The organism is Caballeronia sp. ATUFL_F1_KS39, assembly GCF_023630985.1.
GTDB classification, from domain to species: Bacteria; Pseudomonadota; Gammaproteobacteria; order Burkholderiales; family Burkholderiaceae; genus Caballeronia; species Caballeronia zhejiangensis.
Map to the genome: position 1 here is coordinate 21,644 of NZ_JALQDZ010000011.1, position 24,522 is coordinate 46,165.

Annotated in this window: 24 protein-coding genes and 1 pseudogene; 6 read left to right on the forward strand and 19 right to left on the reverse strand. The window is 64.4% G+C overall.

Annotated features, from left to right (window positions below; genetic code table 11):
- The first annotated feature begins 61 nt into the window (after positions 1-61).
- Positions 62-751, forward strand: a complete 690-nt coding sequence (locus tag NCR93_RS07620; RefSeq protein ID WP_175982309.1) for an ABC transporter ATP-binding protein — start codon at positions 62-64, stop codon at positions 749-751.
- Positions 748-1,563, forward strand: a complete 816-nt coding sequence (locus NCR93_RS07625) for an ABC transporter permease (RefSeq protein ID WP_008349446.1) — start codon at positions 748-750, stop codon at positions 1,561-1,563. The genes NCR93_RS07620 and NCR93_RS07625 overlap by 4 nt, the downstream gene beginning before the upstream one ends.
- A gap of 1 nt (position 1,564) precedes the next feature.
- Here NCR93_RS07625 and NCR93_RS07630 read toward each other — a convergent pair whose 3' ends face one another.
- The 11 genes from NCR93_RS07630 to NCR93_RS07680 form a co-directional block, all read right to left on the reverse strand.
- Entirely contained in the window at positions 1,565-2,041 is a 477-nt protein-coding gene (locus NCR93_RS07630) for a VOC family protein (RefSeq protein WP_008349443.1), read from the reverse strand.
- Between the two features lie 38 nt (positions 2,042-2,079).
- Positions 2,080-2,553: a VOC family protein gene (locus NCR93_RS07635; RefSeq protein WP_008349441.1), complete on the reverse strand. Its 474-nt coding sequence runs from the start codon at positions 2,551-2,553 to the stop codon at positions 2,080-2,082.
- Between the two features lie 132 nt (positions 2,554-2,685).
- Entirely contained in the window at positions 2,686-4,623 is a 1,938-nt protein-coding gene (locus NCR93_RS07640) for a hybrid sensor histidine kinase/response regulator (protein WP_008349438.1), read from the reverse strand.
- A gap of 74 nt (positions 4,624-4,697) precedes the next feature.
- Entirely contained in the window at positions 4,698-5,162 is a 465-nt protein-coding gene (locus tag NCR93_RS07645; protein WP_008349436.1) for a response regulator, read from the reverse strand.
- Positions 5,155-7,527 (reverse strand): ATP-binding protein, encoded by a 2,373-nt coding sequence (locus NCR93_RS07650; protein WP_175982244.1) that lies wholly within the window; start codon positions 7,525-7,527, stop codon positions 5,155-5,157. The genes NCR93_RS07645 and NCR93_RS07650 overlap by 8 nt, the downstream gene beginning before the upstream one ends.
- Complete coding sequence (locus NCR93_RS07655) at positions 7,524-8,153, reverse strand: biliverdin-producing heme oxygenase (protein ID WP_008349429.1); 630 nt, start codon at positions 8,151-8,153, stop codon at positions 7,524-7,526. The genes NCR93_RS07650 and NCR93_RS07655 overlap by 4 nt, the downstream gene beginning before the upstream one ends.
- A gap of 203 nt (positions 8,154-8,356) precedes the next feature.
- Positions 8,357-8,659: a hypothetical protein gene (locus tag NCR93_RS07660; protein ID WP_175982245.1), complete on the reverse strand. Its 303-nt coding sequence runs from the start codon at positions 8,657-8,659 to the stop codon at positions 8,357-8,359.
- Positions 8,660-8,679: 20 nt separating this feature from the next.
- Positions 8,680-11,394 (reverse strand): DNA ligase D, encoded by a 2,715-nt coding sequence (ligD, locus tag NCR93_RS07665; RefSeq protein WP_034473413.1) that lies wholly within the window; start codon positions 11,392-11,394, stop codon positions 8,680-8,682.
- 18 nt (positions 11,395-11,412) lie between these two features.
- Positions 11,413-12,321, reverse strand: coding sequence for a non-homologous end joining protein Ku (gene ku, locus NCR93_RS07670; protein WP_175982246.1), 909 nt, complete (start codon positions 12,319-12,321; stop codon positions 11,413-11,415).
- A 296-nt stretch (positions 12,322-12,617) separates the two neighbouring features.
- Positions 12,618-13,169: a DUF6013 family protein gene (locus tag NCR93_RS07675; RefSeq protein WP_008349423.1), complete on the reverse strand. Its 552-nt coding sequence runs from the start codon at positions 13,167-13,169 to the stop codon at positions 12,618-12,620.
- Positions 13,170-13,326: 157 nt separating this feature from the next.
- Positions 13,327-14,343 carry a zinc-binding alcohol dehydrogenase family protein gene (locus NCR93_RS07680; protein WP_175982247.1) on the reverse strand — a complete coding sequence of 339 codons (1,017 nt, stop codon included), beginning with the start codon at positions 14,341-14,343 and terminating at the stop codon, positions 13,327-13,329.
- A gap of 100 nt (positions 14,344-14,443) precedes the next feature.
- Between NCR93_RS07680 and NCR93_RS07685 the strand changes: the two genes are divergently transcribed.
- Complete coding sequence (locus tag NCR93_RS07685; protein ID WP_034473407.1) at positions 14,444-15,400, forward strand: LysR family transcriptional regulator; 957 nt, start codon at positions 14,444-14,446, stop codon at positions 15,398-15,400.
- Positions 15,401-15,446: 46 nt separating this feature from the next.
- Complete coding sequence (gene serB, locus NCR93_RS07690) at positions 15,447-16,286, forward strand: phosphoserine phosphatase SerB (protein WP_175982248.1); 840 nt, start codon at positions 15,447-15,449, stop codon at positions 16,284-16,286.
- Between the two features lie 38 nt (positions 16,287-16,324).
- Here serB and NCR93_RS07695 read toward each other — a convergent pair whose 3' ends face one another.
- From NCR93_RS07695 to rimO, 5 genes are all read right to left on the reverse strand, one after another.
- A complete protein-coding gene (locus tag NCR93_RS07695) occupies positions 16,325-17,518 on the reverse strand; it encodes a cystathionine beta-lyase (protein ID WP_008349419.1) in 1,194 nt (397 codons plus the stop codon).
- 66 nt (positions 17,519-17,584) lie between these two features.
- Complete coding sequence (locus NCR93_RS07700) at positions 17,585-18,208, reverse strand: hypothetical protein (protein WP_372492607.1); 624 nt, start codon at positions 18,206-18,208, stop codon at positions 17,585-17,587.
- 23 nt (positions 18,209-18,231) lie between these two features.
- A complete protein-coding gene (gene bktB / locus NCR93_RS07705; protein WP_175982249.1) occupies positions 18,232-19,416 on the reverse strand; it encodes a beta-ketothiolase BktB in 1,185 nt (394 codons plus the stop codon).
- Between the two features lie 28 nt (positions 19,417-19,444).
- Positions 19,445-20,368: a sugar kinase gene (locus NCR93_RS07710; protein ID WP_175982250.1), complete on the reverse strand. Its 924-nt coding sequence runs from the start codon at positions 20,366-20,368 to the stop codon at positions 19,445-19,447.
- A 4-nt stretch (positions 20,369-20,372) separates the two neighbouring features.
- On the reverse strand, positions 20,373-21,710 hold the full coding sequence (gene rimO, locus NCR93_RS07715; protein ID WP_208457004.1) for a 30S ribosomal protein S12 methylthiotransferase RimO: 1,338 nt from the start codon (positions 21,708-21,710) through the stop codon (positions 20,373-20,375).
- A 250-nt stretch (positions 21,711-21,960) separates the two neighbouring features.
- Between rimO and NCR93_RS07720 the strand changes: the two genes are divergently transcribed.
- The gene (locus NCR93_RS07720) at positions 21,961-22,143 is read left to right on the forward strand and encodes a hypothetical protein (protein WP_239295305.1); all 183 of its coding nucleotides are present in this window, start codon (positions 21,961-21,963) and stop codon (positions 22,141-22,143) included.
- A 19-nt stretch (positions 22,144-22,162) separates the two neighbouring features.
- A complete protein-coding gene (locus NCR93_RS07725) occupies positions 22,163-22,744 on the forward strand; it encodes a hypothetical protein (RefSeq protein ID WP_239295304.1) in 582 nt (193 codons plus the stop codon).
- Positions 22,745-22,813: 69 nt separating this feature from the next.
- Here NCR93_RS07725 and phaR read toward each other — a convergent pair whose 3' ends face one another.
- The 3 genes and pseudogenes from phaR to NCR93_RS07740 form a co-directional block, all read right to left on the reverse strand.
- On the reverse strand, positions 22,814-23,389 hold the full coding sequence (phaR, locus tag NCR93_RS07730) for a polyhydroxyalkanoate synthesis repressor PhaR (protein ID WP_033537161.1): 576 nt from the start codon (positions 23,387-23,389) through the stop codon (positions 22,814-22,816).
- A gap of 155 nt (positions 23,390-23,544) precedes the next feature.
- Positions 23,545-24,285 carry a 3-ketoacyl-ACP reductase gene (locus NCR93_RS07735; RefSeq protein ID WP_008349413.1) on the reverse strand — a complete coding sequence of 247 codons (741 nt, stop codon included), beginning with the start codon at positions 24,283-24,285 and terminating at the stop codon, positions 23,545-23,547.
- 87 nt (positions 24,286-24,372) lie between these two features.
- A pseudogene (locus tag NCR93_RS07740) lies at positions 24,373-24,522 on the reverse strand (acetyl-CoA C-acetyltransferase); the annotation flags it as partial.

Here is a 24,522-nt window from a genome sequence, read left to right on the forward strand (position 1 = left end):
CGTCCGCTGAATGCCGAATGTCCGTAAGATGCTCATCCAAAGAACGACACACACACCCACGATGCAGGACGCGACATCGACCGAACTCGTCGCCACGCATGGCGTGATGCGCCGGGACGCCGCGCGCGGCGCGGTGCTGCTGCATGCCACGGATTTCGCACTCGACAAAAGCCAGCGCGCCGCGATCACCGGACCGTCGGGCTCGGGCAAGAGCGTGTTTCTGCGCACGCTCGCGCTGCTCGATGCGTGCGATGCCGGTTTCGTTACGTGGCGCGGCGAGCGCATCGCGCGTGCGCAGATTCCGGCTTACAGGCGGCGCGTCGCGTATATCGCGCAACGGCCCGCGATGCTCGACGGCACCGTCGAAGACAATCTGCGCTATCCGTTTTCGCTGAAGGCTTATCGCGACACGCATTTCGATCGCGGTATCGCGATGCGGCTCGCGCAGGCGGCCGGACGCAGCGCGGACTTCCTCGACAAGTTCGCAAGCGATCTGTCCGGCGGCGAGGCGCAGATCGCCGCGCTCGTGCGCGTGCTGCAACTCGCGCCCGACGTGCTGCTGCTCGACGAACCGACCGCATCGCTCGATCCGGCGTCGGCACGCTCGATCGAAGCGCTCGTGGCCGCGTGGTTCGACGCCGATGACGCGCGCGCGTGCATCTGGGTATCGCACGATCCGGATCAGGCGCGGCGCGTCGCCACGCGTCATCTGACGATGAACGCAGGCGTACTCGGCGAGGACAAGCGATGAGCGGCTATCAGAACCTCAGTCTCTTCGATATCGGCCTGGCGGCGGCGCTGATCGTCGTCAATGGCGCGCTGTCGGTTGCGCTCGACCTCGGTCTCGAACGCAAGCTCTTCGTCGCCGCGATCCGCACCGTCGTGCAATTGCTGCTGATCGGGTACGTGCTCGGCTGGGTGTTCGCGTTCAATCGCTGGTATGTCGTGCTGCCGCTGATGGCGCTGATGACGGTCATCGCCGGATTCGCCGCCTCCGATCGCGGACGGCGCACTTATCGCGGACAGCGCGCGGACAGCATCCTGTCGATTTGGGGCAGTTCGTGGCTGATCGGCGCGTTCGGGCTGTTCGTCGTGATCCGGATTCATCCGTGGTATGAGCCGCAATACGCGATTCCGATCCTCGGGATGATCCTCGGCAATTGCCTGACGGGCGTGTCGCTCGGCATCGAGCGCATGACCGAAGAACTGACTTCGGGACGCGCGGCGGTCGAGATGTCGCTCGCACTCGGCGCCTCGCGCTGGGAAGCGGCGCAGAGACCCGCGCGCCAGGCCGTGCGCGCGGGCATGATTCCGACGTTGAATCAGATGGCGGTGGTCGGGCTCGTCAGCCTTCCCGGCATGATGACCGGCCAGGTGCTCGCCGGGCAGTCGCCATTGCAGGCGGTGCGGTATCAGATCGTCATCATGTTTCTGATTGCGGCGGGCTCGGGGCTCGGCGTGGTCGGGGCCGTCGTGCTGACGTATCGGCGGCTGTTTTCGCGGGACCATCGGTTCATGGCGTCGAAGCTCGTCGAACGAAAAGCCCGCAAACGCGCCGCGTAGCTCACTCGCCGTTGTACGCCCGCTCGAGCGCCGGGAGATCGAGCTTGATCATCCCTTGCATCGCTTTCATGGTGCGGTCGGCTTTCACCGGGTCCGGGTCCTGCAACATGCCGAGCAGACGCGTCGGCGCAACTTGCCACGTCACGCCGAAGCGGTCCGTGAGCCAGCCGCAGGCCAGCGAACGGCCGCCGTCCATCAGCTTGTCCCAGTAATGGTCGACTTCTTCCTGCGACTCGCACTTGATGAACATGGAAACGGCCGGCGTGAACGCGAACTCCGGATTGCCGTTCAGCGCGAGGAAGTCCTCGCCTTCGAGCTCGAACATCACGGCGATGACGCTGCCGACCGGCTTCGGGCCCGACTCGGTGCTGCGCATGATGTCCTTGATGCGCGCGTTCCTGAACGTGCTGACATAAAAGTTCGCGGCCTCTTCGGCGTTGCCGCCTTGGAACCACAGACAGGGCGAAATCTTGTGCATGTGCGTTGCTCCGTTCTCACTAGCGTGCGTGGTTTCGTTCATTGACCGCAAGGCTGCTGCGCCATCGCCTGCTTCATTTCTTCCGGCGTCATGTCACGCGTATGCGTCGCGACCGACCATTGATGACCGAACGGGTCTTCGAGACGCCCGTAGCGGTCGCCCCAGAACATGTCGGCGACGGGCATCGTGACTTTCGCGCCGGCGCTTTCGGCCTGCTTCACGGTGGCGTCGGCGTCTTCGACATACAGGTGAATCGTGACCGGCGATCCGTTCAGCGCCTTCGGACCGACCGAGCCGAATTGCGGGAACTCATCGACGAGCATCAGCATGGAATCGCCGATTTTGACCATCGCGTGCATGAGCTTGCCGTCGGGCCCGGGCATGCGGCCCAGCTCGATGGCGTTGAACGCGCGCTTGTAGAACTCGATCGCTTCTGCGGCGCCCGCGCACACGAGATGCGGGGTCAGCGAACGCATGCCTTCGGGAATCGGCTTGACGGCGGATTGGGACATGTCGGCTCCGTGTAGTGAGTGAGCGCGCCGGGTTTGGCGCGGTCTCATAGCCTACGACGAACGGGCCGCGCGCGAATCGACACAAGCCCGCAGACGCCTGTCAAATTTCTTCGACCGGCGCGCGCCGATAGCTTATTTCGAATGCTGTTCCGCGAGCGATTGAATCAGCGCTTCGAGCCGCGAGAAATTGACCGGCTTGGTCAGATGATCGCGAAAACCGGCTTCGCGGCAACGGCGGATGTCCTCGTCCATGCCGTAGCCCGTGATCGCCACCGACGGCTTGTCGGGCTGCAGGTTCTGCCACGCGCGCGCGATATCGAGTCCGCTGCCGTCCGGCAGGCCGATATCGCTGACGAGCAGATCGAACGGCCCGCTCTTCGCGCGTTCGAGCGCCTGAGCGACCGTTACGGCAACCGACACTTCGTGGCCGAGCATTTCGAGCACTTCGGCCATCGCCGACGACGTCTGCTCGTTGTCCTCCACGAGCAGCACCTTGAGCGCGCGTCCCTGTTCCCGGCTCGCGGCTTCGATGAGCGGCTCGTCCTCGCGCGCGGGTTGCAGTTTCGCGAGCGGCAGCGTCAGCGTGAAGCGCGCGCCCGCGTCGCGGCCTTCGCTGTAGGCCGAAAGCGTGCCGCCGTGCTTCTGCGCGAGCGTGCTCGCGATCGCGAGACCGAGCCCGAGGCCGCCGAACGAGCGCGTGATGGAATCGTCGGCCTGTTCGAACGCCGAGAAAATGCGCGGCAACGCCTCCGCGCTGATGCCGATGCCGCTGTCCGTCACGGAAACGGCGATCGTCGACGGATCCGGATTCCAGGTCCGCACGTCGATGCGCCCGCCCGCCGGCGTGAACTTCACCGCGTTCTTCATCAGATTCCAGATGATCTGCTGAAGGCGCGCCGCGTCGCCGAGCACGACGAACCGGCCCGCGTCGAAATGCGTTTCGAGCGTGAGGCTCTTCGCGCGCAGATCGGCTTCGGACATGTCGAGCGCGCTCGTCAGCAAGGTATCGAGCGCGACGCTCGCGAAATTCAGCGACAGCTTGCCGCGCGCGATGCTCGTGAGATCGAGCAGATCGTCGATGAGGCGCGCTTCCAGCTCGACATTGCGGCGGATGAGATCGAGCGTCGGATGCGCCTCGCGCGGCAGCGAGTGCTTCATTTCAAGCAGGCGCACGGCGGCGAGAATCGGCGTGAGCGGCGTGCGCAGTTCATGCGAGAGCACCGCCAGAAAATGGTCCTTCGCGCGATTCGCCGATTCCGCCTGATCCTTTGCGAGCCGCAGCGCGTCGGCGGCCATGTGGGCGTCGGTCGCGTCGCGCACGATCTTCGAAAAGCCGATCAGTTCGTCGTGCTCGCTGCGGATCGCCGTCGTCACGCCCGAGGCGAAAAACGAATGGCCATCCTTGCGCCAGAGCCAGCGGTCGTCGCTCGCGCTGCCTTCGCGCCGCGCGGTTTCCAGCTCGGCGTCGAACACGCCGCCCTCGCGATCTTCCTGCGCATAGAAGATGTTCGCGGACTGGCCGAGCACGTCCTGCGCGGGAAAGCCCAGAATGCGCTCCGACGCCGCGTTCCATGTGCGGATGCGGCCTTCGGGATCGAGCGTGATGACCGCGTAATCCTTCAGCGCATCGATGAGCAGGCGGAAATGCGTCTCCGTTTCGCGCAACGCCCGCTCGACGGCGATGCGTTGCGCGCGCTCGGCGCTCTCGCGCATCGCGCGGCGCACGACGGCGGGCAGCCGCTGCAGGCGCTGTTTCAGCACGTAATCGGTTGCGCCGCGCTTGAGCATATCGACGGCGTGCTCTTCGCCGAGCAAGCCCGACACGAAGATGAACGGCGTGTCCGGGGAACGCTCGCTCGCGATGGTGAGCGCCTCGATGCCTGAGAAGGTCGGCATCACGAAGTCGGCGAGGATCACGTCGAAGCGCTTTTTCTCCAGCTCGGCGATGAACGCCGCGGAGTCGTACACGATCGACGCCTCGACCGCATAGTCCGCGCGTTCGAGTTGGGCGATCGTCAGCTCCGCATCGAGTGCGTTGTCTTCGACGAGAAGCAGATGCAGAGGCTGCATGATCTAGGCGTCCTCTTGAAAGGACGCTTGCGGGCGCACCGGCCGGGACGGATTCGTGCTCATGGGCGCAGCGGTCATTGCGCGGGCGGCGGGCGGCGAAAGCGCGTCGAGCCCGGCGGCGGCTCGTTGAGCACGGCCCAGAACACGCCGAGATCGCTGATCGCCTCGACGAATTCGGCGAATTCCACCGGCTTCACCACATATGCGTTGACGCCGAGTTCATAGCTGCGGATGAGATCCTGCTCCTCGCGCGACGACGTGAGCATGACCACCGGCACGCTCTTCAGCGATGCGTTCGAGCGGATCATGTCGAGCACTTCGAGGCCGTCGATCTTCGGCAGCTTCAGGTCGAGCAGGATCACCGCCGGATTGCCGGGCGCGCGCTCCTTCCACTCGCCTTCGGAGGTGAGATAGTCGATGGCTTCCTGACCGTCGCGCGCCACGATCACCTCGTTGGCGAGCTGACTCTTGTCGAGCGCGACGAGCGTGAGCTCGAGATCGTTCGGATTGTCTTCGACGAGCAATATCGGTTTAAGCATGGTTTTTTCTTGACTTTGTATTTGGCGCGCCTTGCGTCCCGTTCGCGTTGCGGAATGTCACGGGCAGCGAGAAATAGAATACCGCGCCCTCTCCCAGCCGCCCTTCGGCCCACGTGCGCCCGTCATGACGCTCGATGATGCGCCGCACGTTGGCGAGCCCGATGCCCGTGCCCTCGAACTCTTCCGCGCGATGCAGGCGCTGGAACACCCCGAACAGCTTCGCGCCGTACTTCATGTCGAAGCCGACGCCGTTGTCGCGCACGCCGATCACGTATTCGTCGCCGCTTCGGGTCGCGAATATCTCGATTTTCGCCGATTCCCGCGTCCGCGTATATTTCACCGCGTTCGATATCAGGTTGCGCACCGCAAGCTGAAGGAAAGCGGCGTCGCCGGTCACGCGCGGCAGATCGCCGATCACCCATTCGATGCTTCTTCCCGAGCCTTCCACCTCGACTTCCTGCACGACCGACTTCACGAGCAGGCCGAGATCGACCGGCGCGGGCCGGAGCGCGGCGCGGCCCATCTGCGAGAACGTCAGCAGGTCGTCGACGAGCGTGCCCGCGAAACGCGCAGATTCCAGCATGTTGTTGAGAAACCGCCGGCTCTTGTCCGACATGCGCTCGCCTTCCTGCTCGCGCAGAAGATCGCCGTATCCGGCGATATGGCGCAACGGCGCGCGCAGATCATGCGATACCGAATACGAGAACGCCTCCAGCTCCTTGTTCGCGCGCGTGAGTTCGGTCGCGAGTTCCGCGCGCTCTTCCGCGCGGCGCAGCACGATGTTCAGCAGCGCGCCGCGCAGTTCGGCGGCGATTTCGAGCTCGCTCTGACGCCACAGCGCCGAATGGCCGCGCACCGTTTCGAGCCACGGCGAAAAGCTCGTGCGCGGCGCGCTCGAGCCATCCGCGCTTTCGATCTTGACCGGCTCGCCCGCCCATTCGATCGTCTGCATCAGTTCGGGACGGAACCAAAGCAAATAGTTGCGGAAGATCTGCGAGACCGGCACCGCGAGCACGCCGCACGCCTTGTCTTCGTGCGCCTTGGCGGGCGGCCATTCGCGCGCGAGCGAATCCGTCGCCCACACGCCGGACGTGTTTTCCGCGAGCCAGTGCGTGAGCGCGCGCACGGTGTCCTCGTCCGGTGTTGCGCCGAGCAGCGTGACCTGATCGTCGAAGACGATCGCCGCGCCCGCCGAACGCGCGAAACTCAGTACGTCGCCCGGCACGGCGCGCAAGCCGGCGACGAAGTTCTCGTGCTCGCCCATCGCCGAAATCAGGCGGCTCATCGTGCGGCGCAGCGCGCTCAGATATTCGCCCTCGGCGCGCTCTTCCTTCGCTTCGATCTGCAAGGACAGCATGTGCCCGAGATGCTCGACCGCGACGCGCGTATTGAACGGCACGATGCGCGCGCTGTGATCGTGACACGAGATGAGTCCCCACAACTGTCCCCGCACGACGATCGACACGGACATCGACGCATGCGTGCCCATGTTGCGCATGTACTCCAGATGCACGGGCGAGAAGCTGCGCAGCGTCGCAAACGTGAGATCGGTGGGGCGGCCGGTGACGGGATTCACGCTCGGCACGAGGCGCGCGGGCGTGTAGTCGACATCGGCGACGAGGCGGATACGGTTCTTCAGATACAGCGCGCGTGCCTGACGCGGAATGTCCGACGCCGGGAAGAACTGATGCAGGAACGACGGATAACTCGCGTCGCGGTCCTCGGCGAGCACGTGGCTGCGGCCTTCCTCGTCGAAGCTATAGAGCATCACGCGGCCGAAGCCCGTGATCGCCCGCACTTCGCGCACGGCGAGCTCCGCGAGCGCCTGCACGCTGCCGCCCTCCTGCAGCCCGCGCGCGAACGTGCGGACGAGCGGATACATCGACGCGAACGCATCGCCCGTCGCGGCGGCGGTCTCCATCTCGACGATGAGCGTGCCGTCATGACGATGTATCGTCACATCGAGGCGCAACGCCTTATCGGACGACGACGGCGCGAGATCGATCGGGCCGATGTAAAGCGGCGCGTCGTCGAGCGCGGACGTGGCGGCCGCCTGCCCGATGCGCTGCGCGCCCGCCGCGCCGAGCACGACATCGAGCGGAGCGCCGAGCAGTTCGTCGACACCCGCGTTCGTCAGCGAGACGAGGTTCTCGCTGACCTGCAGGATGTGCAGATCGTCGGACAGCACGAGCAGAAATCCATGCGGCTGGATGCCGCCGGGAATGTGGATCGGCTCGGCATCGCAGTCCTGGCTGGCGACGCCCGAGCTGAGCGTGCGCCGGCGCGCTTCGGCATCGGGCGGTCCTTGCGATGCTTCGCGCACGGCCCTCGCGCCGATGGGCGGCTCGCTCGCGGACTCGCTCATGAACCCGCTCCCGGCGCGGGCTGCGAATACTCGATGCCGATTGCTTCAGGACACAGCCACGCTTGCAGACTTTCGAACGTCGCGATGGCGGCTTTCACCGCATCGTCGTGAAGGCGTTCGGGCACGCTTGCCGCCGCGGTCTCGCGAAACGCGTTCCACATGCTGCCCGTGCGCGGGCCGTAGCCGTCGAAATACGCGTTGCCGATGCCCGGCGCGAGATCGAGACGCGCGGCCACATGCGGCGCGATGAAGCGGCCGCCGAGCGTGCTGCCTTCCATCACGTACATCGAGCCGATGGCATCGCCGATGTTGTCCATACGCGGCAGGTCATCGCGCGCGCCGGCTTGCGGCAGCGATCCGGCGGACGGCGTTTCACCCGTCAGCGCGGCGAGATCGGCGGCGAGGAGCGACGCCTTGCGGCGCGCATCGAAAAAGTCCGCGAGCGACGACGGCAGGCACGCGGCCGCCGCGTCTTCCCACGGCGCGACGTAACCATAGAATCGTTCGAGCAGCGCGATGTATTCGTCGCGCTGAAGGTCGTCCCGCATCAGGTCGAGCGCATTCTCCAGCCGCGCGTGGCACGCAGCGGTTTCGTTCTTCAGACGGGACAGAAGGTCGAGTGGCATGTTCCGTTGTGTTGGCTTCAGTCCGCAAAGCGGTCATGGGATGCAAGCATCGGAAGGGCTTACCGGTTTGCGCGCTTGTTGAAATACGCGCATCGGTAGAAAAAACGCGGCGAACGTTGCGTTCAAGCCCGCTCCCGATCAACGAATCATTCTACGCAAGCGGCCCGCGCGCTGCCATCCGCGAAGGCTTTTCACCGTTCGGTTCAGCGCTCCTTCGACTGCCCTTCGCCGCTGTTCGCATTCGCATGTTCGTCGCGCTGCGTGTCGCGCTGATAGTCGCCGCCGCCGCGCCGGTCCGTGTCGACGAGACCGTGTTCGAGGTCCTCGTGCGCCTGCTTGCCAACATCGCGCGCGCCATGTTCGCGTTGCGATTCGACGTTCTGATCCGCCTCGTGAGGCAGCGGCGCGTTCGACGCATCGTCGCGCGCCTGCTTCTCGCGATCCTTGCTCGCCATTTCGCGTCCGCGTTCGGGCACGCTCTTCGGGCCCGCGTTCGCCTGCTTCATGTTCGTCTCCTTGTGAACGCTCACTTGCGCGATGCGTTCATGCCAAGCCGCTTCTTCATCTCCGCCGTGAGCCGCTGACGCGCCTTGTCATAGCCCGCCCACGGATCGCTCTTCAGCGCATCGAGCCGCTCGCGCACGTTGCCGATATGCCATTGATCGCCGCTCGTGACGGAATCGAGTTCGTCCCAGGCAAGCGGCATGGATGCGCCGAGCCCCGGCCGCGCGCGCAGCGAGAATGCGGCGACCGTGCTGGAGCCGCGGTTGTTGCGCAGATAGTCGATGAAGATCTTGCCCTTGCGATTCTGCATGCCCATTTTCGCGGAGAAGAGCTTGGGCAGCGTGCTCGCCATATGCTGCGCGACGGCCTGCGAGAAATCCTTCATGTCGTCCCAGCTCGCCTGCTTCGCAAGCGGCACGACCACATGAAAGCCCTTGCCGCCGCTCGTCTTGCAGAACGACGTGAGACCGAGCTCGACGAGCAGATCCTTCGTGAGCTTCGCGGCCTCGATCATGCGTTCCCAGCCGACGCCTTCGCCCGGATCGAGATCGAAGATCATGCGATCCGGCTTCTCGATGTTCGACGCCACCGCGTTCCACGTATGCAGCTCGATCGTGCCCATCTGCGCGGTGCCGACGAGCGCCTGCGACGATTCGATCGTGAGCAGCGGCGGATGTCCCGGATCGATATCGGGATGCTGCGTGATATGCGGAATCGCGAGCTTCGCGCTGTGCTTCTGAAAGAACAGCTCGCCGCCGATGTCTTCCGGCGCGCGCACGAGCGACACCGGCCGATCCTTCAGATGCGGCAGCATCCAGTCGGCGACCGACGCGTAATACTCGACGACGTCGAGCTTGGTCAGCCCCGTCGATTTGTCGATCACGCGATCCGGATGGCTGATCTTCACGCCTTCGATTTCAGCCGGACTTGCCTTGGCCTTTTTCGCGGCCGTCGTCTTCTTCGCCGCGATTTTCTTTGCCGCGACTTTCTTCGCGGCCACGGGCTCTTCCTTCACGATCTGACGCGCGGGTTTATCGTCCCGCAAACTGACGAACGATGCTTGTCGCACGATGCGCTCCTTGGTCCATTCCGCGAAATTGCATTCGGCCACGAGCTCGGGCTTCACCCAATGCACGGGCGTGCGGCTGCGTTCCTGCGGCTCGCTTGCAAAGGGCATGCGTTGAGTCTCGCGCTTGTCGAGTTCCTTCTTCACCGCGACGAGCGTCGCGTGATCGAAGCCGCTGCCGACGCGCCCTGCGTACTGCAACTTGCCGTCCGTATCGTAGACGCCGAGCAGCAGCGCGCCGAACTGCCCGCGGCTGCCAGAGGGCTCCGAATAGCCGCCGATCACGAATTCCTGGCGGCGTCTGCACTTGAGCTTGATCCACGACGCACTGCGCCCCGAGACATAGGTGCTGTCGATCCGCTTGCCGATGATGCCTTCCAGCGCCATGTCGCAAGCGCTCTTGAGCAGGTCGTCGGCGTGAAAGGCGAAGTCTTGCGAGAAGCGCAGCACCGGATCGTCGAGCGGCTCGATGACCGCCTTCAGGATCGCGCGGCGTTGCACGAGCGGCACGTTGCGCAAGTCGTAGCCGTTCAGATACGGCACGTCGAAGAAATAGACGACGATGTCTTGCGGGCGCCCCACGTCGAATGCGTTCTGCAGCGCCTGGAAGTCGGGCAAGCCGCGCTCGTCGAGCACCACGGCTTCGCCGTCCAGCCAGCCGCTTTCGATATCGAGCTTGTCGAGCGCCTTCACCTGCTTCGAGAACTTCGCGGTCCAGTCGTTGCCGTTGCGCGTATAGATGCGAACTTCGCGCTTGCCCTTCACCGTTTCGATGCGCGCGAGCACGCGATAACCATCGAACTTTATTTCGTAGCCCCAATCATCTCCGGGCGGCGCGGCATCGACGAGCGTGGCGAGTTGCGGCTTGAGCGTCGCGGGCAGCTTCGCCTTTTGCGCGCCTTCGATCGCCGGTTCGTGCGACAACGTGCGCAACGACTCGGCGTTGCGATTCGCGACGATATCCGGATGCGCGTGACCATTCCCCGCCTTCGCTGCTTTCGCCGAGGTCTTGCGCGCCGGCGCTTTCTTCGCGCCCGCCTTGCGTTCGTTGCGCTCGCGCAGCGCACCGGTTTCGTCGCGTGCGCCGAGCGAATCGGACAGCACGCTGCCGGGTTTCTTCAGCAAGATGTCGTACTCGGCTTCGGGACGCGCTTCGTCGTCACGCTCCTTGATCAGCAGCCATTGCTCCTTGTCGCCGCTGCCGCGCATGTGGCTTTTCACGAGCGTCCAGCCGCCGTGCAGCTTTTCGCCGTCGAGCGTGAACTTGAGCTTGCCCTTTGCATACTCGCGCGCCGCGTCCTCGACGCTGCCCGATTGCGGCGCCCAGGTCCCGCGATCCCACACGATGACGCTGCCCGCGCCGTAGTTGCCCTCGGGAATCTCGCCTTCGAACGAGCCGTAATCGAGCGGATGATCTTCGACGTGCACCGCCAGCCGCTTCACCGACGGATCGAGACTCGGCCCTTTCGGCACCGCCCATGATTTGAGCGTGCCATCGAGTTCGAGACGGAAGTCGTAATGCAAGCGGCGTGCGTCGTGTTCCTGAATCACGAAGGACAGCGCGCTTTGCGTGGCCTTTTTCGCGCGCGCGCTGCGCTTCGTGGCGCCGGACGGCTCCGGCGTCTTGTCGAAACGCCGCATCCGTTGATAGGTTTCGAGTTTCTCAGCCATCGTCGTTGGGTCGTGCGCTTATGCGCGTTTGCGGCGCGTCGTCTTGCGTGCCGGACGCGCGGTTTCCTCGCCGCTTTCGTCGCCCGAATCGTCATCGGATTGCGCGGCCTTGCCGCCGCGTTTCGCCGCGCCGCCTTTCTTCAGGCTGCGCTTGAGCAGTTCGGACAAGTCGAGGATGTCGGCGGATGCCTTTTCCTCGCCACCTTCGTCAATCTTCATCACCTCGGCAACCTTGCCTTCCTTCACCTTCCTGTCGACGAGCGCCATGATGTCGTCCTTGAAGGTGTCGTGATACTTCGTCGGGTCCCAGGTGTCGCTCATGTCGTCGATGAGACGCTTGGCCATTTCGAGTTCCTTCGGCGTGACGCCGGCCTTTTTCGTGTCTTCGTCCGGGAACATGAACTGGCTGAAGTCGCGCACTTCGTCGCCCCAGCGCAGTGTGTTGAGCGCGAGCGCGGGGCCGACCGGAATCAGCGCCGCCAGATGCTGCTTGTTGTGCAGCACGACGCTCGCGATGCCGACCTTGCCCGTATCCTTCAGCGCATCGCGAAGCAGCGCGTAGACCTTTTCGCCTTTGCGATCGGGCGCGAGGTAGTACGGCGTATCGAGCGAGAGGAACGAGATCTCGGGCGCATCGACGAAGGCGAGAATATCGACCGTCTGCGTCGATTCGGGATTGGCCGCGCGGATTTCGGCGTCGGTCATCACGACGTACTTGCCCTTCTCGTATTCGAAGCCGCGCACGATGTTGTCGCGCGTGACTTCCTTGCCCGTGTTCTTGTTGATCTGCTTGTAGCCGATCGGGTCCATCGAGCGCTTGTCGAGCAGGTTGAAGCCGACCTTCTCCGACTGCGTCGCCGGATAGAGTTGCACGGGCACGTGGACCAGCCCGAAGCTGATCGCGCCTTTCCAGATCATGTGCGGCATTGCGGCACCTTCGCTGTCGGATCGAATCGATGGATACGCTCGGGAACATGCGCCCAAGCGTTTCTGCGCGCTGTTTTCAGCGCGGCATCGACAAGAATCGCACAAAGCGTGCCAAGCGGCGCGGGCGTGCGGACGCACGGCGCGCCGGGTCGCCCGCGCTTGCGTGCAGCCGTTCATCTGTAAGCTTTACTGAGGATGAGTTTGCGCGACAAGTTTGCGCGGTTCGGAAAACAAGACAGTTAGTTGCGTATGCGGCATCGAAAAAACGCGCCGGGAAGGCTGGCGCGTCCATCGAGTTACTTGCGGCTCGCGGTGACGGTCAACTGCGTGCCGTCATCGAGCGTGACGGTTTTCTTGGAGCCGGTAGAAGTCGGCATCGAGAAGCGCACGATCTGGCTGAAGCGATTATCGACGGGGCATTGCAGGCTCTTGCCGCCCACGGTCACCTTGCTCGTGCCCTTCGGCGCGTACGCGCGAAAGCTGATCTGCACGTTCGCCGCGCCGTTGTCCGCGACGACCGGCGCGAAGCGGATCTGCACTTGCCGCACCGCCTGCCCGTCGGCGCTTTTGGGCACCGACGCCGCCTGCGGGCACCCGTCCGGTACGGCCTGCGCGCCGCTCGGCGCGGTGCCCTGCCAGGTGAAGTCGTCCGTCTGGCCCGAGCGGATGGTGCGCGTTTCCTGCTCATTGCCGAAATTCTTCGACGCCATCTTCACCGTGTACTTGATGGGGCCGTCATTGGGCGCTTCGGAGAGAACCTTGATGCCTGGCGTCGCGTGGGCGGTCGCTGCGAACAGCGCGAGCGCGGCGACGGAAACGATGCGACGAACGATCAAACGACGATTCATGCCGCCACCTCCGTATCGAGCGCTTGGAAGGAAAGACCGGCGCCGCGAAGCGCCGGCAAGCTGTAGGGCCGATCCAGTCTAGCGCCCCGCCCGCTGGCTCATCCTAGTGGAAAACCCGCGTGAGCAGCAACGTCGATGATGTTCGTCAACACATTCGTCAGAAGCCGGTCAGCACGAGCTTGCCGACCGTGCGCCCTTCTTCCAGAAGGCGATGCGCCTCGCGCAGATTCGCCGCGTTGATCGCGCCGAGATTCTTCCCGAGCGTCGTGCGGATGGTGCCTGCGTCGATCAGCCGCGCCACTTCGGACAGCAGCTTGTGCTGCTCGATCATGTCGGGCGTCTTGAACATCGCGCGCGTGAACATGAACTCCCAGTGAAACGCCGCGCTCTTCGCTTTCAGCAATTCGACGGGAACGGGCTGCGCGTTCTCGACGATCGACGCGATGCCGCCTTGCGGCTTGATGACGTCGGCGGCCGCGGGAAAATGCTTGTCGGTGTCGTTGAAGATCAGCACGTAATCGACTTCGGGAAAGCCGATTGCCTTCATCTGCTTCGGAATGTCGTCGAAGTGATTGACGATGTGATCCGCGCCGAGGTCTTCGGCCCATTTCGCCGATTCGGGCCGCGAGGCAGTGGCGATCACCTGCAATTTCGCGACGCGCTTCGCCAGCTGAATGCCGATCGAGCCGACGCCGCCCGCGCCGCCGATAATCAGCACCGACTTGCCCGCGTCCTTGCCTTCCGCCGACACGCCGAGCCGCTCGAAGAGCGCTTCCCACGCGGTGATCGTCGTGAGCGGCAGCGCGGCGGCGTGGGTGAAATCGAGCGATTTCGGCTTCGCGCCGACAATGCGCTCGTCGATCAGATGAAACTCGCTGTTCGCGCCTTGACGCGTAATGTCGCCCGCGTAGTAGACCGGATCGCCGGCCTTGAAGAGCGTCACGTCCGGGCCGACCGCTTCCACGACGCCCGCCGCGTCCCAGCCGAGCACGCGCGGCGTCTCCTCGACCTTGTCTTTCGGCGCGCGCACTTTCGTGTCGACGGGATTGACGGCGATCGCTTCGATTTTCACGAGCAGATCGCGGCCGGTCGGCGTGGGCTTGTCGAGTTCGATATCGACGAGCGATTCGGGATTGGAAATCGGGAGATAGCGGGTCAAACCGATGGCTTTCATTTTTTGCTCCGTCGTGAGTGGACTGGATTCGATCTTAAAGTGCGATCGGTCTTTCGAAAACCGTCATAATCGCTGAAACATTTTTCGGGAAATCCATCGAATGGCGAGCGATCCTGTAACGGAAGACACGACGCGCGAGCGGCTCGATCTGCTCGACGTCGGCCTTTTTGTGCGCGCGGCGGCGCTGGCGAATCTGTCGGCGGCGGCGCGGGAATTCGGCTTGTCGCCGGCGGTGGCGAGCGCGCGCATCGCCGGGCTGGAGCGCATGCTCGGCACGCGGCTTCTGCATCGCACGACGCGGCGGGTCTCCGTCACGCAGGAAGGCGAGATTTTCGCGGCGCGCGCGCGCGAACTGCTCGACGCCGCCGAAGCCGCGCGCGCATCGGTCGGGCGCGCGCGGGCGCATCCGCATGGCCGGCTGCGCGTGACGATGCCGTCTTCGCTCGGCCGCCAGCACATCTCGCCGCTGATTCCGGCGTTTCTGCGCCAGTTTCCCGGCGTGACCGTCGATTTGCGCATGACCGATCAGATCGTCGATCTCGTCGATGAAGGCATCGACCTCGCGATCCGCATCGGCGCGCTGAAGGATTCGACGCTCGTCGCGAAAAAGCTCGCGAGCAACCGGCGCGTGCTGTGCGCATCGCCCGCGTATCTCGCCGAACACGGCACGCCGCGCCATCCCGCCGATCTCGTCGATCACGAATGCGTGATCCTCGCCGATCAGCGCGACTGGAGCTTCGTCACGCCGACGGGCGTCATCGACGTGCGCGTGTCCGGGCGCATCGTGACGGACAACGGCGAAGTGATCCGGGATGCGCTCGCGGCGGGCATCGGCATCGGCCTCAAATCGACGTGGAGCGTCGCGCCCTTGCTCGCGAGCGGCGAACTCGTCACCGTGCTCGACGATTACCCGCTCGCGCAGACCGTCGCGATCTGGGCGGTGTATCCGAGCCGCGCGTTCGTGCCGCCGAAGACGCTCGCGTTCATCGACTTCCTCGCAGTACAGTTCGGCGAGCCGCCTTACTGGGATGTCGATCCGGCGCGCGTGCAGCGCTGAAGGTTCTTTACAATGGCGGTTTCGCCGCCCTTTCCTGCTCTTTTTGATGAACCTCGTCATTCAAAGTCCCAGCGCCATTTCCGATTCGCATCTGCGGCCGCTCGCGGCGCTCGCACGCGCCAAAGAGACGCAGCGCGTCGACGACACCCTTCTGCGTCTCATCGACGCCGATCCGCTGCAGCGCCCCGACATCGACGCTTATTGCGGCACCCATGCGCTCGATTACGCCCTTATCGAAGCGAACGCGAAGCTCGCCGATTTCGGCCTCGTCGCGATGGACATGGATTCGACGCTCATCACGATCGAGTGCATCGACGAAATCGCGGATTTTTGCGGGCTGAAAGCCGAAGTCGCGGCAATCACCGAAGCGTCGATGCGCGGCGAGATCAAGGACTTCAACGAGAGCCTCACGCGCCGCGTCGCGCTCCTCAAAGGTCTCGATGCAAGCGCGTTGGAACGCGTCTACGAAGAGCGCCTGCAACTGTCGCCGGGCGCGGAACGCATGCTCGAAGGCGCGCGCGCGGCGGGCCTGAAAACGCTGCTCGTGTCGGGCGGCTTCACGTTCTTCACCGAGCGTCTGAAGGCGCGGCTCGGCCTCGATTACACGCGCGCGAATACGCTCGAAATCGTCGATGGGAAGCTGACCGGCAAGGTCGTCGGCGAGATCGTGAACGCGGATGTGAAGGCGCGCACGCTCATCGAAACGTGCGCGCAGATCGGCATCGATCCGAAACGCGCGATCGCAATGGGCGACGGCTCGAACGACCTGAAGATGATGGCGGAAGCCGGATTATCGGTCGCGTTCCGCGCGAAGCCGGTCGTGCGGCAATCGGCGAGTCTCGCGTTCAACTTCGTCGGACTCGACGGCTTGTTGCGGCTCTTCTGATCGATGTGAAAACGGCGCCTTCGGGGCGCCGTTTTCATTCAGGCGAACGCCTTGGCGAGCGCGGCTTCGAGATCCGCGCGCAAATCCGCTTCCGCTTCGAGACCGACGTAGAAACGCACCAGCACGCCTTCGTGCGGCCATTGCGACGCGGTGCGCATCGAGCGGATGTTGTACGGCATCGCGAGGCTGTGCGCGCCGCCCCAGCTCCAGCCGATCGAGAACAGTTCGAGCGCTTCGACGAACGCATCGACTTGCGCGCTCGTGTAGCGGCCATCGAAGACGATCGAAAACAGCCCGCCCGCACCGCCCTTGAAGTCGCGCGCAAAGAACGCGTGGCCGGGACAATCCTCCAGCGCCGGATGCAGGACCGCCTTCACTTCGGGCCGCGTCTTGAGCCACTGGGCGAGCGCGTACGCGGTGCGGTCGTGCGCTTCGTAGCGCACTTTCATCGACGGCAGGCTGCGCAGCACGAGCGACGCATCGTCCGCCGACACGCCGATGCCCATACGCATCCGCGCGCGTTTGAGCTTCTTGTGCAGTTCCTCATCGCGCGTGATGGTCGCGCCCATCAGGATGTCGCTGCCGCCCGACTGATATTTCGTCAACGCCTGTACGGAAATGTCGACGCCATGCTCGAACGGCTTGAACGCGAGGCCCGCGGAAAACGTGTTGTCGATCGCCGTGACGATGCCCTTCGCGCGCGCGACGGCGACGATCGCCGGCACGTCCTGCACTTCCATCGTCACCGAGCCGGGCGCTTCGAGCCAGATCAGCTTCGTGTTCGGACGGATCGAATCGGCGATGCCCGCGCCGGTCATCGGATCGTAATAGGTCACTTCCAGCCCGAAATCGGCGGCGAGCCAGTCGGCGTGATCGCGATTCGGACCGTAGGCGTTGTCGGGCACGAGAACGTGATCGCCCGCTTTCACGAGACCGAAGTAGATGTTGGAGATCGCGGCGAGCCCCGACGGCTGCAGCAGCGCGAATTCGCCGCCCTCGATCGCGGCGAGACGCTGCGCGAGCGCGATGGTCGTCGGCGTGCCGTGCAGGCCGTAGCGCCACTTCGAATCGTCGCTCCAGACGAGCGAGCGCATCGAGGCGAGATCGGGAAACACGACCGTCGATGCGCGCGCGACCGGCACCGAGAACGACTCGAAGCCGGGCGTGATGCGGTCTTCAGGCTGAACGATGCGGGTTTGCAGATCGCGGTCCTTGCTGCTGGAATCAGTCATGGCTTTGCAATACGGAATGAAAAGAGACCGCCGCCGGAACGCCCGGCGGGGTGAAGACAGAGCGAATCATTCGCCGATGATGACGTTGCTCGTGCCGCCCACGGCATTCTTGGGCGGCGCGGGCGGCGCAGGTTCCAGCGACGGCGCGGGCGGCGCCTTCGCGGTGCCCGTCGCGGGCAAGGTCTTGCCGGCCGCGGCGGGCCGCAGATCGAACGGCTGCGGGTTCGAATCGTCCGGGTTCATGCGCTCGCCGGACACGCTGCCGTCCGCCGCGAACTTGCCGACCCAGTTGCCCGTGATGTGCGTGCCGTCGTTCGATTCCTCGATTTCGAGCGTGTCGCCGTCGCGGTCGCCCGCGACGAGAATCACGTTCGGGCTGCCGGCGAACCGGTACTCGCCGTGCACGCCGGAGGGCTCGTCGGTTTTCGCGCCGAGTTTCATCTCGATCTGCTTGTCGCCGAGCGTGCCGACGTAGCGCGGAAACTTCGCGTACTCCGGATTCGGCGTGAGCGGCTTCAGCGGCGGCAGGGCGAGTTCCTTGATCGCGGCTTGCGCGCCGTGCGCGTCGGCGCCCGCTGGCTCGCGTGCGTTCTGCGCCTGCACGCCGGTCTGGCCCGCCGGCATCGGCGAATTGCACGCGGCAAGCGCGGCGAAGATCGTCAAGGCCGCGACCGTCCGCGGCCCTTTCATGCTTGGCATCATCCGTGAGTCCTTCAAATGCGCTCGAAGATCGCCGCGATGCCCTGGCCGCCGCCGATGCACATCGTCACGAGCGCGTAACGCCCGCCGATGCGCTGCAGTTCGTACAACGCCTTCACGGTGATGAGCGCGCCGGTCGCGCCGATCGGATGCCCGAGCGAAATGCCCGAGCCGTTCGGATTGACCTTCGCGGGATCGAGCTTCAGTTCCTGCGATACGGCGCACGCCTGCGCGGCGAACGCCTCGTTTGCTTCGATGACGTCGAGATCGTCGACGGAGAGGCTCGCGCGCTCCAGCACCTTCTGCGTCGCGGGAACCGGGCCGATGCCCATGATCTTCGGATCGACGCCCGCGTGCGCGTACGCGACGAGCCGCGCGAGCGGTTTCGCGCCGCGCTTTTCCGCAAGCGAGCGTTCCATCAGCACGACGGCCGCGGCCGCATCGTTGATGCCCGACGCGTTGCCCGCCGTCACCGTGCCGTTTTCCTTCGCAAAAACCGGCTTGAGCTTCGCGAAGTCTTCGGCGGTGGCGTTCAGGCGAACGTGCTCGTCGCGGTCGAACACGGTGTCGCCTTTCTTCGAAGCGAGCGTGATCGGCAGAATCTGATCCTTGAAATAGCCGGCTTCGATCGCTTTCGCCGCGCGCCGGTGCGATTCGAGCGCGAGCGCGTCCTGCATCTCGCGCGTGATGCCGAACTTCGCCGCGACGTTCTCGGCCGTCACGCCCATGTGGATCTTGTCGAACGGGTCGTTCAGCGCGCCGACCATCATGTCGACGATGCGCGTGTCGCCCATGCGCTGGCCGAAGCGCGCGGCGGGCATGATGTACGCCGCGCGGCTCATGCTTTCCGCGCCGCCGCCGATGGCGACATCGGCATCGCCGAGCAGAATGGACTGCGACGCCGACACGATCGCCTGCAAGCCCGAGCCGCACAAACGGTTCACCGTGAGCGCGGGCGCATGCTGCGTGACGCCGCCGTCGAGCGCCGCGACGCGCGCGAGATACATGTCGCGCGGCTCCGTATGCACGACGTTGCCGAACACGACGTGACCGACTTCATCGCCCGCGACGTTCGCGCGGGACAGCGCTTCGCGCACGACGCGCGCACCGAGATCGGTCGGGCTGAAGTCCTTCAGCGAACCGCCGAAATCGCCGATCGCCGTGCGCACGCCGCTTACCACCACCACTTCACGTTGCATGTTGTCGTCTCCTTCGTTTGAGGTGCGGCTATTCTGCCAGCGCGCGCTCGACCTCGTCCTTTCGCGGGATCGGCGCCACTGCGCCAAAACCTTGTGTCGACAAAGCCGCGGCGACGTTCGCGTAGCGCGCCGCGGCGAAAGGATCGTCGCCTGCAACGATGCGCGCGATGAACGCCCCGCCGAAGCAGTCGCCCGCCCCCGTCGCATCGACCGCCTGCACGACGCGGCCCGGCACCACGCGCCGCTCGTCCGGCGTCGCGATATACGCGCCTTCCTTGCCGAGCTTCAGCGCGACGACCTTCGGACCGAGGTTCAGCAGCGCATCGACGATCGCGTCTTTGTCTTCGTGGCCGGTGAGCAGCGTGACGTCGTCCCAGCTCGGCAGGCAGATGTCGGTTGCGCGGATCGCTTCGAGCATGACCGCGCGGGCGCGCGCGAGCGGCCACAGCTTCAGCCGCAGGTTCGTGTCGAAGCTGACCTTGACGCCGTGCGTGCGCGCATGGTCGATCGCGGCGAGCGCGGCATCGCAGGCGGCCACGCCGATCGCGAGACTGATGCCCGACAGATGCACGACCTTCGCGGCGGCGATCGCATCGAGCGGCAAGTGCGACGGCGCGTAGCGGCTCGCCGCCGAACCCGCGCGCAGATAGTCGAAGCGATGCCCGCTCTCGCCGTGCGACACGAAATAGACGCCCGTGGGCGCATCGTGATCGACGCGCACCGTCGACGTATCGACGTTTTCCGCGCGCCACAGATCGAGCAGCAATTGCCCGAAGTGATCGTTGCCGACCGCGGACACGAAGCCCGTCGCCGCGCCCTGGCGCGATGCCGCGATCAGGAAGTTGGAGACGTCGCCGCCGAAGCCTTGCAGATAGTTCGGCTGATCGCGCGTCGACTGATTGAACTCGATCATGGCCTCGCCGAGCGCGAGGACGTGCGGCATCCCTGGCATGGCTTTAGACCTCGCCCCAGAGATCGTGGCCATCGGCGCCGGTGATCTTCACCGACACGAAGTCGCCGGCCTTGTAGCGCTTCGATGCCTTCGTCGTCGGCGCGATGTACACGACGCCGTCGATTTCCGGCGCGTCCGCCGCCGTGCGGCCGATGCCGCCTTCCGCGCCCACTTCATCGACGAGCACTTTGAGCGTCTTGCCGACCTTCTTCTTCATGCGCTTCGCGGACAGTTCTTCCGCGAGTTCCATGAAGCGCGCGCGGCGATCCTCGCGCACTTCGTCGGGCAACGCGCCGTCGAGTTCGTTCGCCGTTGCGCCTTCGACCGGCGAATACGCGAAGCAGCCGACGCGATCCAGATCCGCTTCCTTCAGGAAATCCAGCAGCGTCTGAAACTGCTCTTCCGTCTCGCCCGGAAAGCCCGCGATGAACGTGCTGCGAATCGTCAGATCGGGACAGATTTCGCGCCATGTCTTCACGCGCTCGAGCACCTTTTCCGCGTTCGCCGGGCGCTTCATGCGCTTCAGCACTTCGGGATGCGCGTGCTGGAACGGCACGTCGAGATACGGCAGAACGTGGCCGCGCAGCGGGCCTTCGGCCATCATCGGGATGACTTCGTCGACGCTCGGATACGGATACACGTAATGCAGGCGCACCCACGCGCCGTACTGCGCGGCGAGTTCGCCGAGCGCGCCGACGAGCTCGGTCATGCGCGTCTTGAGCGGCTTGCCGTTCCAGAAACCCGTGCGGTATTTCACGTCGACGCCGTACGCGCTCGTGTCCTGCGAAATCACGAGCAGTTCCTTCACGCCGGACTTGAACAGATTTTCGGCTTCCAGCATGACTTCGGCGACGGGGCGCGAGACGAGATCGCCGCGCATCGACGGGATGATGCAGAACGTGCAGCGATGGTTGCAGCCTTCCGAAACCTTCAGGTAAGCGTAGTGGCGCGGCGTCAGCTTGATGCCGGCGGGCGGCACGAGATCGGTGAACGGATCGTGCGGTTTCGGCAGATGCATATGCACCGCGTTCATGACTTCGTTGGTCGCGTGCGGACCGGTGACGGCCAGCACTTTCGGATGCACTTCCTCGATGAGGCCCGAACCGCTCGCGCTCTTTTTCGCGCCGAGACAGCCGGTCACGATGACCTTGCCGTTCTCGCTCAACGCCTCGCCGATGGCGTCGAGGCTTTCCTGCACGGCTTCGTCGATGAAGCCGCAGGTGTTGACGACGACGAGGTCCGCGCCGTCATAGGTGCCGGAGATTTCGTAACCTTCGGCGCGCAACTGCGTCATGATCTGCTCGGAATCGACGAGCGCTTTCGGGCAGCCGAGCGACACCATGCCGATTTTCGGCGCGGGCTTCGTCCTGGCGAGTGAATCGAGTGAATCGATTGAATCTAAAGAATTTTTCACGGGAAGAGTGTCTTGTGGGAACGCAACAGGCCAATCCACTATTTTACATCGGCGAGCCGCCGACACGGCTCGGCCCCCTTTTCCTTTGTCTCATTCCGATTGAAGCTGGCGCGCAGCAAACTCGAGCGAATCCGCGGCTTCCCGCGTCTCTCATTGCTTCGAATCACACATCGGTTTCATGCTCGACTACTCAGCGCTGCGCCATTTCAATCCGCTCTTCGTCACGCCCTGCTACTCGGGCCAAGTGACGTCCGGCTACCCCACCAGCATGCTCACGCTCACCAACGAGCTCTGGCGCCTCGGCGTGCGAGGCTCGATGCGCATCTGCGCCGGCGAAAGTCTCGTCACGCGCGCGCAATGAAGCCGTCGCGCATTTTCTGATGCATACGGAGCACACGCATCTCTTCTGGATCGATGCCGATATCGGCTTCACGCCGGAGCAGGTGCTGCGTCTGCTGCTCGCGGGTCGCGATGTCGTCGCCGGCGTGTATCCGCTCAAGCGCATCGACTGGACGGGCGAGATTCCCGCCGGGCTCACGCAAGCGCAGTTTCTCGAACGCGCGTTGCGCTATCCGGTGAATTCGCATGACGGCGCGCGCCTCGAAGTGGACGACGACGGCTTCATGAAAGTGGACGAGGCGCCGACGGGCTTCATGTGCATACGCCGCGCGGTGCTCGAAACGATGATCGCGCGCATGCCCGAGTTGCGCTACGTGCCCGACGCGCCGCCGGATTCGCCGTTGCACGGCTACTGCCATCGCTTCTTCGACGTGATGGTCGAGCCGGAAACCGGGCGCTATCTTTCCGAGGACTACGCGTTTTGCCGCCGCTGGCGCGATTCTGGCGGAAAGGTGTACGTGGATGCACGCTCGACACTGGAGCACCACGGCGCCTATACGTATCGCGGCGATTTCGGCGCGGCGCTGGCGTACGATTCGACGAGAGCCGTGGGCGGGCAATGAACGGACGGCGCGCGAGCGCTCACGCCGAGGCGCGCAAGCCTCGACGCCCGCACGCGCCCTCGAACCGGACTACTTCTTTTCCGTCGACGAAGGCGTGGGCGTCGGGAACGGAAACGTGTTGAACATCGACTTCGCCTGCGACTGCATCTGCTCCTGCATCTGCACGAACATGTTTTTCGACTGCTCGATGTAGCTCGTCATCATGCCCTGCATCATCGGCGCCTGCATGTTCATGAACTGCGACCAGACTTCGGGGTTGAGCGCGTTGCCGTCGTAGATGCCCTTGCTCTGCTCGGTCAGCTTCTGCTGGATGTCGATGAACGCCTGGATGTTCTTCTCCAGATACGTGCCCATCATGCCCTGCATCGCGTGGCCGTAGAAACGGATGATCTGCGAGAGCATCACCGACGAGAACATCGGCAGGCCGCCGCTCTCTTCTTCCAGAATGATCTGCAGAAGGATGCTGCGCGTGAGGTCGTCGTTGGACTTCGCGTCGAGCACCTTGAAATCTTCCTGATCGAGCACGAGCTGTTTCACATCCGACAACGTGATGTAGGTGCTCGTTTCCGTGTCGTACAGCCGACGGTTTGGATACTTTTTGATGAGTCGTTCGGCGGGTTTCTTTGTAGTAGTAGTGGTGGTCATTTAACGCCTTTAAACGCAAAACTTTACTGCGATGGCAGCAAGCAGGTCTTGCGTTGTCGCAAAAAAGCGCTGCTGCATGTTCGCCGCATCGTTGATAAATCCGGCGAGTGGTGACTTCCCGCGCGCGTTTCGGCGTCGCGGGAAGCCGCCGCCCGTCAGCCCATATGCAAGCCGCCGTTCAGCGAGAAGTCCGCGCCGGTCGCGAAGCCCGATTCTTCGGACGCGAGCCACGCGCAGATCGAGCCGATTTCGTCCGGGGTGCCGAGACGGCGCACCGGAATGGTCGCGACGATCTTCTCCAGCACTTCCGGACGGATCGCCTTCACCATGTCCGTGCCGATATAGCCCGGCGACACGGTGTTGACCGTCACGCCCTTGGTGGCCACTTCCTGCGCGAGCGCCATTGTGAAGCCGTGAATGCCGGCCTTGGCGGTCGAGTAGTTCGTCTGGCCGAACTGGCCTTTCTGCCCGTTCACCGACGAAATGTTGATGATCCGGCCCCAGCCGCGCTCGACCATGCCGTCGATGACCTGCTTCGTCACGTTGAAGAGGCTCGTCAGGTTCGTGTCGATGACGGCGGTCCAGTCTTCGTGCGTCATCTTGCGGAACACGACGTCGCGCGTGATGCCCGCGTTGTTCACGAGGACATCGATCTCGCCGACTTCGGCCTTGACCTTGTCGAACGCGTTCTTGGTCGATTCCCAGTCGCCGACGTTGCCTTCCGAGGCGATGAATTCGAAGCCGAGCGCCTTCTGGTCTTCCAGCCATTTCACCCGGCGCGGCGAATTCGGACCGCAGCCCACGACGACCGTAAAGCCATCTTTAAGCAGGCGCTGGCTGATGCTGGTGCCGATGCCGCCCATCCCGCCGGTTACATACGCTATACGCTTCGCCATTCCTCACTCCATTTTCGTTATGCGGACGGCGATCTCCTTGCCGCCCGCTGGCCCTTCCCAATCCCGCCAGTGACTATCTGTGACTTATTACGGACGTTCCACCGCCAGCGCGACACCCATGCCGCCGCCGATGCACAGCGACGCCAGACCCTTCTTCGCGTCGCGCTTCTGCATTTCGTGCAGCAGCGTGACGAGAATCCGGCAGCCCGACGCGCCGATCGGATGACCGATCGCGAT